This is a genomic window from Ochrovirga pacifica (assembly GCF_000220525.1).
Taxonomy (GTDB): Bacteria; Bacteroidota; Bacteroidia; order Flavobacteriales; family Flavobacteriaceae; genus Ochrovirga; species Ochrovirga pacifica.
In genome coordinates this window covers 75,270-92,736 of record NZ_AFPK01000005.1, presented here as the reverse complement: position 1 = coordinate 92,736, position 17,467 = coordinate 75,270, and the positions used below count along the sequence as shown (strand labels likewise).

The 17,467-nt window shown below is 36.3% G+C and carries 13 protein-coding genes; 9 read left to right on the top strand and 4 right to left on the bottom strand.

Annotation, left to right across the window (positions count from 1 at the left end):
• Positions 1 to 2 precede the first annotated feature (2 nt).
• A complete protein-coding gene (locus FS85_RS0100610; RefSeq protein ID WP_010133999.1) occupies positions 3 to 1,946 on the top strand; it encodes a plastocyanin/azurin family copper-binding protein in 1,944 nt (647 codons plus the stop codon).
• A 54-nt stretch (positions 1,947 to 2,000) separates the two neighbouring features.
• On the opposite strand, the gene FS85_RS0100605 is transcribed toward FS85_RS0100610, so the two are convergent.
• From FS85_RS0100605 to FS85_RS0100595, 3 genes are read right to left on the bottom strand one after another with little or no spacing between them, the layout of a single operon-like run.
• Complete coding sequence (locus tag FS85_RS0100605) at positions 2,001 to 2,600, bottom strand: DUF1684 domain-containing protein (protein ID WP_010133998.1); 600 nt, start codon at positions 2,598 to 2,600, stop codon at positions 2,001 to 2,003.
• A gap of 4 nt (positions 2,601 to 2,604) precedes the next feature.
• Positions 2,605 to 3,315, bottom strand: a complete 711-nt coding sequence (locus FS85_RS0100600) for a class I SAM-dependent methyltransferase (RefSeq protein ID WP_010133997.1) — start codon at positions 3,313 to 3,315, stop codon at positions 2,605 to 2,607.
• A gap of 26 nt (positions 3,316 to 3,341) precedes the next feature.
• Positions 3,342 to 3,890 (bottom strand): sigma-70 family RNA polymerase sigma factor, encoded by a 549-nt coding sequence (locus FS85_RS0100595; protein WP_010133996.1) that lies wholly within the window; start codon positions 3,888 to 3,890, stop codon positions 3,342 to 3,344.
• A 287-nt stretch (positions 3,891 to 4,177) separates the two neighbouring features.
• On the opposite strand from FS85_RS0100595, the gene FS85_RS16650 reads away from it, so the two are divergent.
• The 3 genes from FS85_RS16650 (at position 4,178) to FS85_RS14870 (ending at position 7,186) form a co-directional block, all read left to right on the top strand.
• Positions 4,178 to 4,345: a DUF5522 domain-containing protein gene (locus FS85_RS16650; RefSeq protein WP_010133994.1), complete on the top strand. Its 168-nt coding sequence runs from the start codon at positions 4,178 to 4,180 to the stop codon at positions 4,343 to 4,345.
• Between the two features lie 11 nt (positions 4,346 to 4,356).
• Entirely contained in the window at positions 4,357 to 5,067 is a 711-nt protein-coding gene (locus tag FS85_RS0100585) for a DUF4197 domain-containing protein (RefSeq protein ID WP_029489170.1), read from the top strand.
• Positions 5,068 to 5,266: 199 nt separating this feature from the next.
• Positions 5,267 to 7,186 carry a hypothetical protein gene (locus FS85_RS14870; protein WP_033194487.1) on the top strand — a complete coding sequence of 640 codons (1,920 nt, stop codon included), beginning with the start codon at positions 5,267 to 5,269 and terminating at the stop codon, positions 7,184 to 7,186.
• Between the two features lie 53 nt (positions 7,187 to 7,239).
• Here the strand turns inward: FS85_RS14870 and FS85_RS16005 are convergent, their stop codons facing one another.
• On the bottom strand, positions 7,240 to 8,412 hold the full coding sequence (locus FS85_RS16005; RefSeq protein ID WP_010133989.1) for a hypothetical protein: 1,173 nt from the start codon (positions 8,410 to 8,412) through the stop codon (positions 7,240 to 7,242).
• 235 nt (positions 8,413 to 8,647) lie between these two features.
• Between FS85_RS16005 and FS85_RS0100570 the strand changes: the two genes are divergently transcribed.
• The 5 genes from FS85_RS0100570 (at position 8,648) to FS85_RS14855 (ending at position 17,397) form a co-directional block, all read left to right on the top strand.
• Positions 8,648 to 12,262: a glycosyl hydrolase 115 family protein gene (locus FS85_RS0100570; RefSeq protein ID WP_083823611.1), complete on the top strand. Its 3,615-nt coding sequence runs from the start codon at positions 8,648 to 8,650 to the stop codon at positions 12,260 to 12,262.
• Positions 12,263 to 12,292: 30 nt separating this feature from the next.
• Complete coding sequence (locus FS85_RS0100565; protein ID WP_010133987.1) at positions 12,293 to 13,792, top strand: alkaline phosphatase D family protein; 1,500 nt, start codon at positions 12,293 to 12,295, stop codon at positions 13,790 to 13,792.
• Between the two features lie 227 nt (positions 13,793 to 14,019).
• Entirely contained in the window at positions 14,020 to 15,045 is a 1,026-nt protein-coding gene (locus FS85_RS16000) for a hypothetical protein (RefSeq protein ID WP_139062112.1), read from the top strand.
• The gene (locus FS85_RS15995) at positions 15,045 to 16,649 is read left to right on the top strand and encodes a T9SS type A sorting domain-containing protein (protein ID WP_050809594.1); all 1,605 of its coding nucleotides are present in this window, start codon (positions 15,045 to 15,047) and stop codon (positions 16,647 to 16,649) included. The genes FS85_RS16000 and FS85_RS15995 overlap by 1 nt, the downstream gene beginning before the upstream one ends.
• A 247-nt stretch (positions 16,650 to 16,896) precedes the next feature.
• Positions 16,897 to 17,397: a sigma-70 family RNA polymerase sigma factor gene (locus tag FS85_RS14855; protein WP_010133986.1), complete on the top strand. Its 501-nt coding sequence runs from the start codon at positions 16,897 to 16,899 to the stop codon at positions 17,395 to 17,397.
• Positions 17,398 to 17,467 lie beyond the last annotated feature (70 nt).

The following is a 17,467-nucleotide window of genomic DNA, read 5'->3' as shown; positions in this document are numbered from 1 at the left end:
AAATGAAGTTATTTCACAAAACATATGCATTAACAGCAGTTCTCTTCTGTGGATTGATAGGAACTGCCCAAAATAAAAAAGAAGCAGAATATTACAAAATTGTAGATGTACCTATTCCTAAAGAAATTAAGTTAGAGGTAGGAGGATTGGCATTAACAGACAAAGATCAACTGGGAGTTTCTACTCGTAGAGGAGAAATCTGGGTCATCAATCAACCTTATAGTCAAGAACCAAAATATCATCTTTTTGCACAAGGAATGCACGAAAATTTAGGTCTAGGTTATAGAGATCATGGATTTTATGCAGCACAAAGAGGAGAGTTGACTCGCTTAGAAGATCGCGATGGAGATGGAGTAGCGGATTTGTACAAAACAGTAGTAAGTTGGCCATTGAATGGGAATTATCACGGATATTCATACGGACCTAAGTTTTTTGACAATGGCGATATGTTGTTGACATTGAATTTAACATGGGAAAATGGAGGGAAAAGCCCTGTACGTTGGAGAGGATGGATGGTAAAAGTAAAACCCAATGGAGAACTGACTCCTTACGCAACAGGATTACGATCACCAGCGGGGTATGCTATAAGCCCTGAAGGAGATGTGTTTTATTCAGAAAATCAAGGAGATTGGGTAGGATCTGGTAGGATTACACACTTAGAAGTAGGTGATTTTGCAGGACATCCTGAAGGATTGAAATGGACAGACGATCCCAAATCACCACTGAACCTAAAACCAGAAGATATCAAAGACAAATCTGGGATGACCTTGTACGAATATGCTAAAAAAGTACCAGCTCTAAAAGCACCAGCTATTTGGCTGCCCCATACAGTCTTGGGAGTTTCTACTTCTGATATTTTGTATGATACTACTGGAGGAAACTTTGGACCGTTTGAAGGACAGCAATTTGTAGGAGACCAAGGACATAGTAAAATATTTCGTGTGGCTTTAGAAAAAGTAAATGGAGTATACCAAGGTGCTGTTTTCCCTTTTGTTGAAGGTTTTTCTTCTGGAATTTTACGTATGATTTGGGGATCAGATAATAGTATGTTTGTGGGAATGACCAGTCGTGGATGGGCCTCTAAAGGGAAAAAAGAATTTGGATTGCAACGTTTGGTTTGGACAGGAAAAACACCTTTTGAAATCAAAGCGATGAAAGCTTTAGACGATGGTTTTGAAGTAGAGTTTACCAAACCTATCAACAAACAGCAGGCAGCCGATTTATCAAAATACAAAGTAACAACGTTTACTTACAATTATCACAAAAAGTATGGAAGTGATATCATAAACAGACAAAATGCAATGGTACACAATGCCGAAGTTTCTGAAGATGGAAAGAAAGTAAAACTAACCATTCATGGAATGCGTTTGGGATACATTCATCAACTAGCTATTAGTGGATTAAATTCTACTAAAGGTGATGAATTGTTGCACAACACAGGCTATTATACACTAAACGAAGTACCTTCTGGGTTTATTAAATCTCCAAAAATGGAAATGAAAATGCCTACTAAAAAAGTGGAACAGCCAAAACGTGTTACTCTGATGCCAGAGGCTTGGGGAGAAGAAGGTGCCGATGAAAAAATTGCCATTGGTACTGTGCCTGGTTTAAAATACGATACAGAATCGATTACCATTAAAAGAGGAAGTAGAGTAGCACTTACCCTAAATAATAATGATGATATGATTCACAATGTGGTGGTAACCAAACAAGGAGCAAACACACCGTTAAAGGTAGGAGAAATGGCTTTAAAGCTAGGTTTAGATGGACCTGACTTAAATTACGTGCCTTTTACAGGAATGGTAATTGCCCATACAGGAGCTGTAGGGCCTGAAAGTACTGAAACTATTTACTTTGAAGCACCAAGTGAACCAGGAACTTATTGGATGGTATGTACTTTTCCAGGTCACTCTAACACAATGAGAGCTAAGTTAATTGTAAAATAAGTTGTTAGCTCATAAACTTAAATTTATAACAATAGGCTGTTCTTGTAGAGCAGCCTATTTGTATTTTACACCTGCTCGTATTTCTAGATCCAAATGATTGTTTTTTGGAGGAATAGGACATACGTATTTTTCATTGTAAGCACAATAAGGATTGTAAGCTTTATTAAAATCCAATGTAATATATCCAGTAGGTTCGGCCGGAATGGTAGTGTCTAAATAACGACCGCTTCCGTAGGTACTTTTGCCATTACTATTGTCTGAAAAGGGGATGAATAGGTAATTTTCAAATCCTTTTTGCTTCATCAGATTAAGGCTTTGATAAATGTAAAGAGTACATTGTTTATCGTCAATTTTAAAAGTAGCCACAGCATACTGTTGATAGGCTTCTGTTTTGCCATCCGTGTTGGCAATGTATTGTATGGGAGCGTTAAACGTATAAGTCATTTTGGCCTTAACTTTGTATTTTTCATCCACAGGGAAAAAAGGCAATCCTATAAAATTTTTGATTTTTTTCTTAGGCAGTGGACTGCTTTTTTTGTCTTTAAAATGCTTGTTAAGCTCTTGTCTGTGTTTTTTAATTTCTTCTAAGTATGATGGTGTTTGAGCAGTACCAAATTGTACGGCAAGCAATACCATCCAAACAACATATTTCATTTTATCAATCTTTAGTTATTTTGGCTAAATAATCGTAATGTTCTCCTTCCTGAATCAGTTCACATTGCAACCCGTTATATATTGCACAACGTTGTAAGGTGTTATAATCTACATACAGCCAATCAAAGGTTTCCGAAGTTTGGTTTTGGTAGCTCATAGTAAACGCTACTTCTCCGTAATAAGCTTGGCTGGCATCAATCCAGTGTTCTCCGTTTTCATCTTCATACATATAAATAATGTCAGAAGAATCAATCAAAATTTGTCCGCCAGAATTAAGCAACTCAGCTAATTTTAGCAAAAAATTTGCCAAGTTACTAAGCTTGCCACAAATTCCCGTTCCATTCATCAATACCAAAACGGTATCAAATTTTTCATCCAAAAGGGTGTTTAATACATCTCCTTTTATTACATGTCTAACGCCTCTTTGTTGCGCTACGTTTGTAGCACCTTTAGATATGTCTATGCCAGTAACCTTAAAACCTTTGTTTTGCAAATATAAGGCATGACATCCTGCGGCTAATCCCACATCCAATATATTTCCAGAACAGAGTTCCAAAGCTTTTTGTTCCAAAGAAGGCATTTCATCAAAAGTTCTAAAAAAGTAAGAAACAGGCATGCTGTCCTTTTCTGCAACAGAAGAAAACGTGATAAGGGTTTGGTCTTTGGGTTGCTTGTAATAATCAATTAAAGCATTGCCTAATACGTCGTGACTCATAAAATAGATTTGTCCAAAATTACGTACTAAGACCGAACTCTACAAACTTTGCAATCGTCTATGTTTTTATGTTCACCTTTTAGATGGCCATTTTCATCCAAAGTATAATTACAGCAATCCATATAACTTTGTTTTAGGAGTTCCTTACCTCTTAGAATTCTCGATTTTGTGGCGGCCAAACTCAGGTTTAGTTTTTGTGCAATTTCAGCTTGTTTGCATCCTTGCAAGGTTGCTAATAACAATACTTGTTTGTAGGTGTCAGGAAGTTTTTCAATCAGTGGTAGTAAGCAGTCTTTTGGGGAATGATTGTTTTCTTTGGGGAGCGTGACGGAAGTTTCTACTTCGGTAGGAAGTTCCTTTTTTTGTGTTTTGAAAAAATCCAATACTGTGTGATGAGCAATACTAAAAAGCCAACTTTTTAAAGCACTTTGATTTTTGAGTTGCGTTTTTTTTAGATGTATTTTTAAAAACACATCTTGAAGTAAATCTTCTGTTACGGATGCATTTTGAGTTTTGCTAAAAATAAATTTTTTTAGATCGGTTGCGTACTGATCCCAAATAAGTTGTGTGCTCATACGATCTTGGTTTGTACAGAAAAGTTCGCTAAACAAACTAACGAACTTTTCTAAGATATTTTACTTGTTATAAAGTTAACAATTACAGTTTGGACAGGTACAGTTTTCACAAGTGCAGTTGTTGCAATTTCCTTTTTGGCAACTGTTACAACTACAGGTACATTGATTTGTGTTCATAATAAATAGATTTATAGGTTTGTATATAAGACGAACAAGGGTTTAAAAAGATTCATTTTTTTGTCTTTTTTTTCGTTTTACATAATCAAGCTTGCTATTTTTGACAATGTATGAACAGAATAAACATTCCTCCTGAGGAAGGAGATTACTACACTAACGAAATGGGCTTTCGAGTTTTTACAGAGCAATACCACTTAAAAAGAGGATATTGTTGTAAGAGTGGATGCAAACACTGTCCGTATGGATACGACAAAAAAACGGATACAATCAAAAGATAAATTAAATATTTATGAAAAAAATATTACTTATGGCAAGTGTTTTACTTATGGTAAGCTGTGCCGAACTAAAAAATATAGCAAACAATTTGCCTGCTATTTTAGAACAACCAGTTAGTAATTTAGACATCGCAAACGGTCTAAAAGCTGCTTTGGATAAAGGAATTGACAAAGAAGTAGCTAAATTGACTCAAAAAAATGGATTTTATAGTAATGAGTTGGTGCGTATCGCTTTGCCAGCAGAACTAAAAAAAGTTGATGAAACCCTACGAAGATTTGGGTTGGGAGATTTGGCAGACAAAGGAATCAAAGCTTTAAATGCAACGGCATCAGATGCGGTAAAAACAGCCACCCCTATTTTTGTAGATGCGGTTAAAAATATAACTTTTAATGATGCACGAACTATTTTGATGGGAGATAAAAAAGCTGCAACAACTTATTTAGAAAATACCACAAGTGATAAGTTGTACGCATCATTTAACCCAGTCATTAAAAAGTCTTTTGACAAAGTAGGGGCAGATAAAATCTGGACTCAACTGATTACCAAATACAATCAAATTCCATTTATCACCAAAGTAAATCCAGACTTAACAGATTATGTTACTCAGCAAGCGTTAGATGGTGTATATACTATGATTGCTATCGAAGAACAAAAAATTAGAACCGATATAGGAGAGCGTTCCTCTGCATTGTTGCAAAAAGTTTTTGCTTTGCAAGACAAATAGTATCGATTTTAGAAATCGAACAGTATTCCCTCAGCCTGTTTAGGTTGAGGGATTTTTTTGTTGGGTGAATAGTGCAAATCGTGATTTTTCTATTACAAATCAACAATGTCAGATAAATTCAGTTTTAGTCTATCTATCAGATGGGGGCTAACAGTCATTATATGATTAGGTTTGAAGCTAATCGTAAATAAAGTAAAGGGTGAAAAAAATAACAATTATTTTTGGCTTGATGAGCTTTGTGTCCAATGCACAAGATTCGGTAAGCGTGTTGGTAAATTTAGAAGCCAAACACCAAGTTGGCGAAATTGACCATTTTGATAGAGAAAAGTTCATTACCGTACACTCTACTCAAATGGAGCGTGATTGGGATGGCGACAATAAAATTTCTGATTTGAGAGATCATTTTCTGAAGGGTTATGATGTGTATTTAGGACGTGCAACAGGAGGCATTACAGGAAATTTAAAGAACATGAAAGAAGATTCAGGTCGTCCTGGATATGCAGATCCTACTGAAATTGCCCAAAAAGGGGCAAGAACTCGTAAAAATTATGCATCTAAACAGCATTTGCACACCTACGAGAGTAGAAAGCAGAACTTTATTGTTGGTGCACAATTGCATCCATTTTGGACAGGAGAAAGTCAAAAACCTACAAAAAAGGGATGGAAACTAGCCAGCCCTACTGCTGTAGGAGAATACATGGGACGTTATTTAAATGCCTTTTTTGGAGGAGAAGGAGAACCAGCACCCGCTTGGGTAGAAATTATTAACGAACCTGCTTATGAAGCACTTGGCGGAAAGAAAAACTTTACCAACTCGTTAAAAGAAATTGCCGAATACCACGTTCAAGTGGCTGATGCTATTAGACAGCAAGCTCCGCATGTAAAACTTGGTGGTTATACGGTAGCGTTTCCAGATTTTGAAACGGGAGATTTTCAGCGATGGCTGAATAGAGATAAGTTGTTTATTGATATAGCAGGAGAAAAAATGGATTTTTGGTCTTGGCATTTGTACGATTTTCCAGCCATTGGTAACCGAGTAGATTTGCGTTCGGGAAGCAATGTAGAGGCAACCTTTGATATGCAAGATCAATACAGTTTGTTACGACTTGGAGAAACAAAGCCTTATGTAATTTCTGAATATGGAGCGCAAACGCACAATTACAACGGAAAAGGTTGGAATGCTTACAGAGATTGGTTGTTTTTAAGAGCCCAGAATTCGTTGTTGATGTCTTTTTTAGAAAGACCAGATGCTATTGCAGTGGCACTTCCGTTTACCGTGATTAAAGGAGAGTGGGGGTTTAACAAGAAAAAAAATGATCCTTATCCTGCTCGCTTGATGCGTAAAGAAAATGAACCAGAAAGTTATACAGGACAGTGGATTTATACCCATCGTGTAAAGTTTTATGAGTTATGGGAACATGTAGAAGGGACAAGAGTGTTTTCACAATCTAGTGATTTAGACATTCAAGTAGATGCTTATATGGATGCCAAAAAAGGATATGTTATTGTGAATAATTTGGAATTTGAACCCCAACAGATTGATTTAGAATTATTGGGTGGAAAAGCAAAAAAGATAAAAGAAGTACGTGTTAAACAATTGACTCTTGAGACTGATGGGAAAACTCCCGTGCTAAAAGAAGAGCTACATGATGGCAATCTTTCCAACTTTAGGATTGATAGTGGAGCTACCTTAATTCTAGAATACACTTTTACTAAGAAAATAAAACCGCATAAAAAAGTAGAAGAACACAAGTATTTTTCTGACCGTTATTTGCAGCCAATTATAGCCAATAAAACGGTTGATTTTAAGATTCATCAGGTTGTAAAATCAGGAGAGTATGGAGCTGCGGTGCTCAGAGTTAGTTTAGGAAGAGATCATGGTAAAAACCTGCACCCTAAAGTTTTATTTAACGGAAAAGAAGTAAAGGTGCCCACAGATTGGCGTGGGTACGATCAAAAGACCAAAGGGCGTTTTTTTGGAACCTTAGAAATTCCCGTGCCTTATAACTGGATCAAAGAAAATAACAAAGTTAGCATCTCCTTACCTGATGATGGAGGACATGTAAGTACTGTGGTATTGCAAGTGTTTGACTTTAGTCATCCTCTAAAAGAATTGTAGCATTGGAAAACAAGCAGATGTTTACAAAAATGAGTATATGTTTTAGCATGTACTCATTTTTCTTTTTTATCAAGCAAAACAAATGTGGTCTCGTAAGATTTACGTTGCCAACCGGTAACTTTAAACAAGGCAATAAAATCGTCCTTGTCACTTAGTTGATGTGTTTGGTAAAACGACTGAAGTTTTTCAGTATCGGTAAAGTTTTCTAGGGCTTGTATGCTCCCTCCGTCTTGGTCCGATAAAAAAAAGCGCATTTCGTTTCCTGAGGGTAAGGTGATTTTTGCAACTAAGGTGTAATCCGTCATTTTTTTATCGTAGGCAATCACGTCTTGGTACACGGTTTTTTTGTTTGTGTTGGGATGGGTATAAAAAATCTTTTGGCTTCCGTATTGAAATTGAGGAAAGTATTCTGTAAGGATGTTTTTTAGCTGTCCCATGGCTTTGGTTTGCCCTACATACACCACATTTTCTTTGTTAAGTTTAGACATGCTCCATTCCGATACTTGACTCAGTTCAAATGGGTATTGATGCTTTGACCAAAATTGAGTCATCAACTTACTGCCATAAGGAGCTGCCCAGTTAAAATAATGATGCCTGCTGGCTCTAAGTTTTCCTTGAAATTCAGGGTGTGTTTCTAAAAAGACTTCCAGTTCTTTTTCCGTGTTGATTTCATAGTCTCTCATGGCACCAATATCCCGAGTGGCAATAGGACCTTCTATGGTAAAGTAATCTCCAAAAATCAGTGTAGTTGTTTTTTGATTTTTCATCAACGTGTGCCAAAACGGATGTAATTCTGGCTTTTGTAAAAACCAAACCAATCCCGCTATCAAAACTAAAACTGCCATTGCAATAGGCAAAACATACAAAGTACGTTGCGGCTTAATCTCTACTTCTTTTTCTTTTATAAACGGAACAAACTGTACCAAATATTGACCTTTGGCGATTTTAAAAACAATTTCATTTTCTTTTGCCTCGTTGCTATAGTATTCTTCTAATTTTTTTCGCAAATGATATACATACACACGGACTTTATTGTCTGATTTTATAGGGTCGTATTTTTTACCAAAAAAAGCTGTACCTATGGTTGTTTCTTTTACGTCTTTCTGTTCCAAGGTAGCATGTACCAAAAAGGTCAACAATCGAACATTGACTTTGGATCGAGAGAAGTGTTTGTCTGCTACAATTTTTTCTAATTGCGCAAGAATGTGTTTTTTGGGATACTCCATTTTTTGAATTTGCTGATACAAATGTAGGTAAAATAAAGAATTTTGTAGTTTTCCTTTTTTAGTAGAGGTGTTTTGTAAGTCATTGTTTTTTAGTTGTTAAAACTGTTTTTTAAACGGTTAAAAAACGTAATTGTTTAGTGTTGTTTCTGTATTTAGGAAATAGGAGTCTTATTTTTAAGCTCACGTTTTTAGTCAAACGTAGGATTGGAAAATAAATCGAATTAAAATAGAAATTATGAATTCATTAATGAAGTATTGGCTTGCTATTGGGTGTTTTTTGATGTTTACAACCTTATATGCTCAAGTTGATTTTCCACTTTTTAAAGAAGGGAAAGTGGCAACTATTTATGTTGCAAAAAACGAAAGTCCGCAGGTGCTAAGGGCTGTAAAAGATTTGCAAAAAGATATAGAAACAGTCACGGGTAGTTTGCCAGCAATTGTACATCAAATAAAAGATGTAAAAAATAAACACGTAATTGCTATTGGTACACATCAAAGCAAATGGGTTACAAAATTTCACAAAGAAAAGTTACTAGATGAGACTAAAGGTTTGGAGGCAATGAAGCAGTCTTTTTTACTAAAATCGGTAGCATCTCCTTTTAAGAATACAGACAATGTGCTTTCTGTGGTAGGAAGTGATCCTTTAGGGGCTGTTTATGGTATTTATGAAATCTCAGAACGCATCGGAGTGTCTCCTTTGTACTGGTGGTGCGATGTAAAACCTCAAAAACAGTCAGAAATTGTTTTGAAAAAGGTTTTAGAAACTCCTAAAGAGCCCTCGGTGGAGTATCGAGGAATTTTCATCAACGATGAAGAAGCACTAACGCAGTGGAGTAAAAATACATCTCCCAACAAAACCAATACACATCCGAGTCCTGCAGTTTACAAACGTGTGTTTGAGTTGTTGTTACGTTTAAAAGCCAATGCTATTTGGCCTGCGATGATGCACAGAAGTTCTTACTTTTTTGAGGCTAAAGATGAAAATGGTGTTCCCATCAATCCAAAAAATGCTAAAGAATATGGCATTTGGGTAGGTGCATCGCACTGTGAGCAAATGGGACGTAACAATTACGATGAATGGTATGATTGGGCTGCTGCACATAAAGATATGTACGATGCGGTGGGAGAACCTTTATGGGATTATACCGTTAATCCTAAGGCGATAGAGGCTTACTGGCAAGAACGTTTGGACGAATCTAAAGACTTTAATATGATTTATACCATGGGGATCCGTGGCGTACACGATTCACCTTTTCGATATGACAATATGGAAAATCCAACCTTAGAAAAAAAAGTGGCTTTGTTGCAAAAGGTAATCGATCGTCAACGTGAAATGATCAAAAACACCTTTGGAGCAGAAGATGCTGTGCCTCAAATTTTTGTGCCTTATGAAGAAACAGGTGAAATTTATAATGGGGAAAGTAAAGATGGAAAGGAAAAGTGCAAAGGGTTGGAATTGCCCGAAGACATTATGATGGTGTGGACAGAAGACAATTTTGCACACGCACGTCAGTTGTCTACCCCAAAAGAGCAACAACGTAAGGGAGGAAACGGAATTTACTACCATATTGCTTACCAAGGTTGGCCAACAACTTACGATTGGTTGTACACGACTCCGATGACGATTATGCAAGAAGAGTTGAGAAAAGTGTACAACAACAATGCTCGTAAATTTTGGATTGTAAATGTAGGAGACATTAAACCTGCCGAAATGGGCTTACAGTTTTTTATGTCGTTGGCCTACAATATAGACTCTTATGACAAAAATGAAACCAAAGACTTTTTAACAAAAAGTGCACAACAGCAGTTTGCTGTTGCTGAGGATCAGGCAAGTGAAATTGCAGATTTAATTACCGATTTTCAACAATTTGCTTGGGCGAAAAAACCTGAAGTGTACATTCCGTTTTGGGATTGGGAATACAAACCAACCTGGATGTATCAATTTCATAGTCTATTTGATTTTGGTGATGAGGCTCAAAAACGTATGAAAAAAATTGCGGCTTTGGAGCAAAAGGCCAAAGCTATTTACGACAGTTTGGATGCATCGTCTAAAAATACTTTTTGGCATTTGGCTTACTACCCCATTCGCTCAACACATTTGATGTTTAAAAAAGCGATTTATTACCGTAAAAATGTCGCATACGCCAAACAAGGAAGATTTGCCAGTGTCAATGCTTATGCTGCTTTGTCTAAACAAGCAGAGGCAGCTATTCAAACAGATTTAAAACATTACAAGCAGATGGTAAATGGTAAATGGAATGGAATCATGGACCCTTATGCAGATTACAATGAAGAAGAGCGTGTAATAGATGTGGCCAATATCCCAAACAATTTGGTCTATGATGAAAAGTTTTTAGAAGAAGCTGTAACGGGAATTGGTGCTGTTTGTGAAGGGCAAGAAATCGGACATGAAAAAGTAACCTTGCAGTTTTCATCTCTAGAAGACAATCAGCGTTTTGTAGATGTGTTTAACAGGGAGCTAAAAGCTAACGATTGGGAGCTTAGTAGTAATGTAGACTGGATTCAATTTACCCAGCAAAAAGGTCAGGTGGTTGTTGAGCAGCGTATTTGGGCTTCGGTAGATTGGAACAAAGTAAAAGTGGGGAAAAACAAAGCTACCATTACAGTAAAAGATGCCCGTGGTTTTAGCAAGTCTTTTCCTGTGTTAGCTACGAAGTTCGACCTTACTCCTAAGGAAAAAAGCTATGTTGAAGGAAATGGGTTTTTAGCGGTAGAAGCAGAGAATTTTGCAGCTAAATTTGATGGAGAAAAAGGAGCTAAATGGCAAGTATATAATAATTACGGGCACAACAAATCTTCGGTGTTTGTTAAAGGAGGTGCTAAGGTAGAGAAGGATATTGAAGACAAAGGAGCACGTTTGGAATATCGCGTGTATTTTGAAAGTACAGGAACCTTTTACGGTGAATTGTACAGGCTACCAACGCTAAACGAAGGAAAAGGAAAAACCTGTGAGGTAGCGATTGGTGTTGACAACGAAACCCCAAAAGTATTGTCAGGAGTACGTAACAAAGGTGGTAGAAAATCTACTCAACTGAGTGACGGAAAAACAGTACATTGGAGTTGGTACAAAAATGTATTGGCCTTAATGGAACGTATTCCATTTGAAATCACTGTGGACAAACCAGGGTATCACACATTTAAAATTTATCAAGTAAATACAGATATCGGAATCGATCGATTTGTAATTTGTACCAACCAAGAAGCAGCAAAAATACAAAGAAACAGCTTATTGGGAGCCACAGAAAGCTACAACACGTTTGATGGGGTGAAGGAGCCGTTAGGAGAACTACCAACCATTGTAGCAGAGCAAGCAGCGGTAAAACCTTACCCAAAACCAGCACCTTTGACAGAGGCAAAGTTAAATTTTGCTTTGTATGCCATGGTCGAAGATTACGGATTTACACCTGTTAACCAAAGGCATGTGTTCAATCCAAATAAAAATCAGTTTGGATGGAGAGCTCAAGATGTAAAAAAAATTGGTATTCATCACGATGAGTCTAGCAACCGTGTTCCGTTTTGGCAACGAGATGGATTGACGGGAAAAAAAGAGGCAAAGTTTTATGTAAAACTTAAAAAAGGAACTTATAAAGTGAAATACTATATGGGGGATTCTCGTAATCGAGAGGAAGAAATTTACAGCAAAGCCAAAAAGTTTACCATAAACTTTAAAATAAATGGTAAGACGTTGTTGAAGAATGAGGATACAGTTCCTGGTATTGGTCAACAGATTATAAAGAATACTATAGTAAACGTTGGAGATGATGAGTTGTTAGAGGTGGTTATATCTGGAAACTGGATTTTGAATGCGCTAGAGATTGCTAAACAATAAATATTTACAAATTTATAAAAAGCAAGTACGATGAAAAATATTATAAGTTGTATGGTCTGTGGACTTTTACTGCCCTTAGTTTCTTTAGCTCAGCAAGTTTTTTTAGGTCAAGGAATTGTTGCAGGAGAGGTTACCGATAGCTCTGTAATTTTACAGTCTAGGTTAACGGCATCAACAAAAAAAGTAAATGGTGATCTTAAAGGGGCTAAAGGTTATGGAAAGTTTGAGTTGGCTTTGGATGCTGATTTTGAACAAGTAATTGGCACAAGGTGGCATAGTGCTTTACCAGAAAATGACTTTATCATCAAAGCATACGTAGGCAATTTAATCCCAGGGGAAAAATACTATTATCGGCTAAAATATGGGATAGATAAAGAAAATATCACTGTCAGTGATATTGGTTCATTCCAAACCTTATTCGGAGCAGAAAAAGAAGGAGATATTTCTATTGCATTGACTACCTGTATTAACTATTACTTTTATTATTACGGTAGGTACAATCAAAAAAAAGCTTACAAGGGTCAAGATAAAGCGTTGGGATATCCAGCGTTAAAAGCTATTAAAAAGTTAAACCCTACTTATTTTATTGGAAATGGAGACAATGTGTATTTCGATCATCCTAATGATTCACAATACCAAAGAGCACTAAAAAAAGGAGAACAACCGCACCCAGGAGATTTTGGAGGTAAAGAAGTAAAGGATGAGGCAGGAATGCGTAAAAAGTACCATCAACAATTTTCGCTACCTAGATTTCATGATTTGTTTAAAAACACAGGAACTTACTGGACAAAAGACGATCATGATTATAGAGCAAATGATGCAGATACAATTATGAAGTTTCCAATTTCTCATGCTTTAGGGATTAAGAATTTTAGAGAACAATTACCCGTAACACATCCCGAAGGAAACCAAAAAGAAACCTATAGAACTCACCGTATGAGCAAAGATGTACAAGTCTGGTTTTTAGAGGGAAGAGATTACCGTAGTCCTAACAAACAAAAGCCTGGACTTAAGAAAACCATGTTGGGAGCTGCTCAAATTACATGGTTAAAAACTACGTTGTTGCAGAGTGATGCCACCTTTAAGTTGATTGTGTCTCCCACCCCTATTGTAGGGCCTGATGACGGATATAAAAATGACAATTTAGTAAATGACAAAGGGTTTAGGTACGAAGGAGAGGCTTTAATGCAATGGTTTAAAGATCAAGGATTGCTGGAGAAAAACCTGTATTGGCTAACAGGAGATCGCCATTGGCAATACCATGCACAGCACCCTACAGGATTGGAAGAATTTTGTTCGGGAACTTTGGATGATAACAATGCACGCAAAGGACGTCTGGCGGGCGATTCAAAATCATCCGATCCTAAGGGACTTATCAAGCAATTTTACATTCAGGCTGATGAGGCTTCTGTTAGCGGAGGATTTTTGTTCATCCACCTAAAAAGAAAAAAGAAAAAGGCAGTTGCGTTATTCGATTTTTATGACGAAGAAGGAACATTGTTGTATAGCATTCAAAAAAAGGCAAAGTAACTTTAAGCAACATAGTTTTGTAAACTCGTTGAGTTTTTATCTAGAAATTAAGAGCCAATTTTTAATTTACTTTTTGTGTTTATTGAATGGTAAAATAAACTATGAAGAAATTAGAACATGTATTGGTCTGTTTTTTAGATATGTGTGCTAGTACTCTGTTTTTCTGAAGCTATTATAGTTGTGGTAATCTTATAGATTTAGGGTGTGTAATTTTTAAATCCGATTTTATGAAACCTAGTTTTTATCTTATGTGTTTAATTCCTTTCTTGTCTTTTGCACAAGAACATACAAATGTTACAGTCAACTTTAATGTGAATCATATTGTCGGAGGTATAGGAGCATTCGATCGATCTAAGTTCATTACAATCCACGCCAATCAAATAGAAAATGAATGGGATGGAGATAACTTTACGGATGATTTACGCAAAGATTTTCTAGAAGGCTACGATGTGTATTTGGGAAGAGATACTGGCGGAATTACCTGGAATTTAAATTATATGGAAGAAGATCCTGTAAGACCTGGTTATGCAGATCCAGCCAGAATAGCCGTTAAAGGGAAAAACTCTAGAAATAATTATGCTTCAAAAACGCATTTGCACAAATACGAAAATAGAAAAAATCACGTTGTGGGTGCGCAATTGCATCCTTTTTGGACCGGAGAAAGCCAAAGAGCTACCAGTAAAACAGGATGGAAATTAGCTAGCCCAACAGCAACAGGAGAGTATATGGGGCGATACTTTAACGAGTTTCATGGTCAAAACGGACAGCCTTTGCCTACATGGGTAGAAATTATCAATGAGCCTGCATACGAAGCATTAGGGGGAAAAAGCAACTATACCAATTCGCTACAAGAAATAGCCGATTTTCATGTAGAAGTAGCAGATGCTATAAAAGAACAAAATCCAAACTTAAAAGTAGGTGGATATACAGTAGCATTTCCCGATTTTGAAACGGGAGACTTTCAGCGTTGGACAAACAGAGACAAATTGTTTATTGACGTTGCAGGAGAAAAAATGGACTTTTGGTCATGGCATTTGTACGACTTTCCTGCCATAGGAGGTCGTGTAGATTTGCGTTCGGGTAGCAACGTAGAAGCTACTTTTGACATGCACGACCAGTACAGTATGTTAGCACTGGGGCACACCAAACCTTATGTGATTTCTGAATACGGTGCACAAACGCACGATTACAATATTACCGACCATGGACACCTTACCGTGACTGGTTGTTTTTACGTGCTCAAAATTCACTGATGATGTCTTTTATGGAAAGACCCGATGCCATTGCCATAGCCATTCCCTTTACCATTGTAAAAGCAGAGTGGGGGTTCAATCATGATAAAAATTTACCTTATGGTTCTCGATTGATGCGTAAAAGTAACGAGCCTGACAGTTATACAGGAGAATGGGTGTATACAGAACGTGTTAAATTTTATCAACTCTGGAAAAATGTAAAAGGAAAACGTGTAGACTCTTTTGCAAGTGATTTGGATGTGCAGGTAGATGCCTATGTTGATGGAAAAAATGCCTATGTAATTTTAAATAATTTAGAATTTCAAGATAAAACCATTCAGTTAAACCTATTGGATGTTTATGGAAATCAGTTGAGTAAAGTGCTTCAGAAACATTTAACCATAGCAGGAACCAATCCTGTTTTAATAGAGAAGGAATTGCCTTTGCCAGTGTCACAAATTACCTTGGGGCCAGGAGCAACCATGATTTTGGAATGTGCTTTTAATAACGAAGTAATTATAGACGAGACTTCTAAGGAAACAAAATTTTATGCAGATCGTTATTTGCAGCCTATTGTTGCCAATCAAACAAATGAATTTCAAATTCACCATGTCACTAAAACTTCCGAATTTGGCGAAGGGGTTTTACGAATAAGTATTGGTCGTGATCATGGTGCTGAGCTCATTCCAACAGTAATTATGAATGGAGTTGCCTTAAAAGTCCCTGAAGATTATCGAGGGTACAATCAAGCTGATAAAAAGCGTTTTTTTGGAACTTTAGAAATTCCTGTTCCCTATCATTTAATTCAAGAAAGCAATAACATTACAGTTCAGTATCCAGACAACGGAGGTCATATTAGTAGTGTTATTTTACAAGCATTTGATTTTAGTGCAAACATAAGAGCTATAGATTTAGCCAATCTACCCTTAAATAATTACCAAATAAAAACTACCACACCCTCTTGTTCCGATGAGAGTGATGGTGTTATTGAAATTAACACTCAAGTAGCGGTCCCCTATCAAGCTATTTTTAAAGAGAATGGAGAAGAACGTGTTAAGGTCTTTAACTCTCAATTAAGAATAGAAAATTTAGCTGCGGGAGAATATGAGCTAGTGCTTGCCCCAAAAGATCTGTTAACACATCAATCCGTCTTTAAAATAAGAATTCATGAAGCAAAAGGACTTTCAATTAAAAGTACTGTTAATCAATTACAAAATAAAATGCAGCTTTCACTAGAAGGTGCAGAACGCTATTGGATAAAATTAAACGGAAAAGAACATGCTTATACGAGTAACAAAATAGAGCTAAATTTACTAAGAGGTTTAAATACACTAGAGGTTCGCTCCGATAAACCTTGCCAAGGCACTTATAAAAAAGAAGTATATGCAGGGCAAGAGTATGTTATTTCAAGAACAAGTAACAATCGACTAAATGTACGGTTAAATCCAAATAGAGTTCCATCGACTCTTACTTTTTTTAATGTGATGGGACAGCAGATAAAACAAACTTTGATGACAGGTAGTGAAATAAGCCTACAAACTTCTGATCTGACCTCGGGTATCTATTTTTTAATATTCCAGCAACAAAACCAAGTCTATGCAAAAACAAAGTGGTTTGTGCCCTAGATGTTGTAGTTGCTAAAATATGCTCTTTTATTTTAGATAATAAATCCCTGTTTACTTGGTTGTTTTTTGAATGAAATGTATGAATGTGTTCTAAGTTAGTTGGTTTATTGTTTGTGTTTTTACTGTGGAAAGGCAGAAATATAAAGATGAATTTTCTATAATTTTGGTGTATATTTAGACCCTGTGAATTCAATTTTTAATTGTTTTTTACATTTAAAAGCAAGCAAATTATACAATAATATTACCGTTGAGCCCCTTAGAAAAAACATTTAAAAATCATTATAAAGAGTTTTGCTTGCTGTCTTTTCATTACACACAAGATATGAGCGAGGCAGAAGATGTGGTACAAGATGTATTTGTTAAAGTGCTAGAAAAGTCGGAAGACATTACGCAATTGAAACACTACTTAATGGTTGCTGTAAAAAACGCAAGTTTAAAACGTATTACAAACAAATACGCTTGTGTTGAATTAAAAGAACAATCATTAACCGAGGGGTCACTTTTTTCAGAAACAGATAAAGAACATGCCTTTAAACGAAAAGTGCAACTTTATAAGCAAATAGATTTGCTACCTACTCAATGTCGTAAGATTTTTCTTATGTGTGTGCTAGAAGGTTATAAATATCAAGAAGTGGCAGACCGTCTGGGTATTTCGGTAAATACTGTTAAAACTCAAATGAAAAAGGCTTACAAAATTCTCCGCATCGCTCTAAAAAGCCTTTATTTACTCATTATTACTGCAGCTTAAAAAAAAAATATTTTTTTTTAAAAAAAACATCACCCTATTTTCTTCTTTTAGGTCTTATAATAAAATGCTA

Excerpts from the sequence above, each read along its gene's own strand:
- FS85_RS0100610 (WP_010133999.1), top strand. The coding sequence starts at position 3 with ATGAAGTTATTTCACAAAACATATGCATTAACAGCAGTTCTCTTCTGT.
- FS85_RS0100605 (WP_010133998.1), bottom strand. The coding sequence starts at position 2,600 with ATGAAATATGTTGTTTGGATGGTATTGCTTGCCGTACAATTTGGTACT.
- FS85_RS0100600 (WP_010133997.1), bottom strand. The coding sequence starts at position 3,315 with ATGAGTCACGACGTATTAGGCAATGCTTTAATTGATTATTACAAGCAA.
- FS85_RS0100595 (WP_010133996.1), bottom strand. The coding sequence starts at position 3,890 with ATGAGCACACAACTTATTTGGGATCAGTACGCAACCGATCTAAAAAAA.
- FS85_RS16650 (WP_010133994.1), top strand. The coding sequence starts at position 4,178 with ATGAACAGAATAAACATTCCTCCTGAGGAAGGAGATTACTACACTAAC.
- FS85_RS0100585 (WP_029489170.1), top strand. The coding sequence starts at position 4,357 with ATGAAAAAAATATTACTTATGGCAAGTGTTTTACTTATGGTAAGCTGT.
- FS85_RS16005 (WP_010133989.1), bottom strand. The coding sequence starts at position 8,412 with ATGGAGTATCCCAAAAAACACATTCTTGCGCAATTAGAAAAAATTGTA.
- FS85_RS0100570 (WP_083823611.1), top strand. The coding sequence starts at position 8,648 with ATGAATTCATTAATGAAGTATTGGCTTGCTATTGGGTGTTTTTTGATG.
- FS85_RS0100565 (WP_010133987.1), top strand. The coding sequence starts at position 12,293 with ATGAAAAATATTATAAGTTGTATGGTCTGTGGACTTTTACTGCCCTTA.
- FS85_RS16000 (WP_139062112.1), top strand. The coding sequence starts at position 14,020 with ATGAAACCTAGTTTTTATCTTATGTGTTTAATTCCTTTCTTGTCTTTT.
- FS85_RS15995 (WP_050809594.1), top strand. The coding sequence starts at position 15,045 with ATGATGTCTTTTATGGAAAGACCCGATGCCATTGCCATAGCCATTCCC.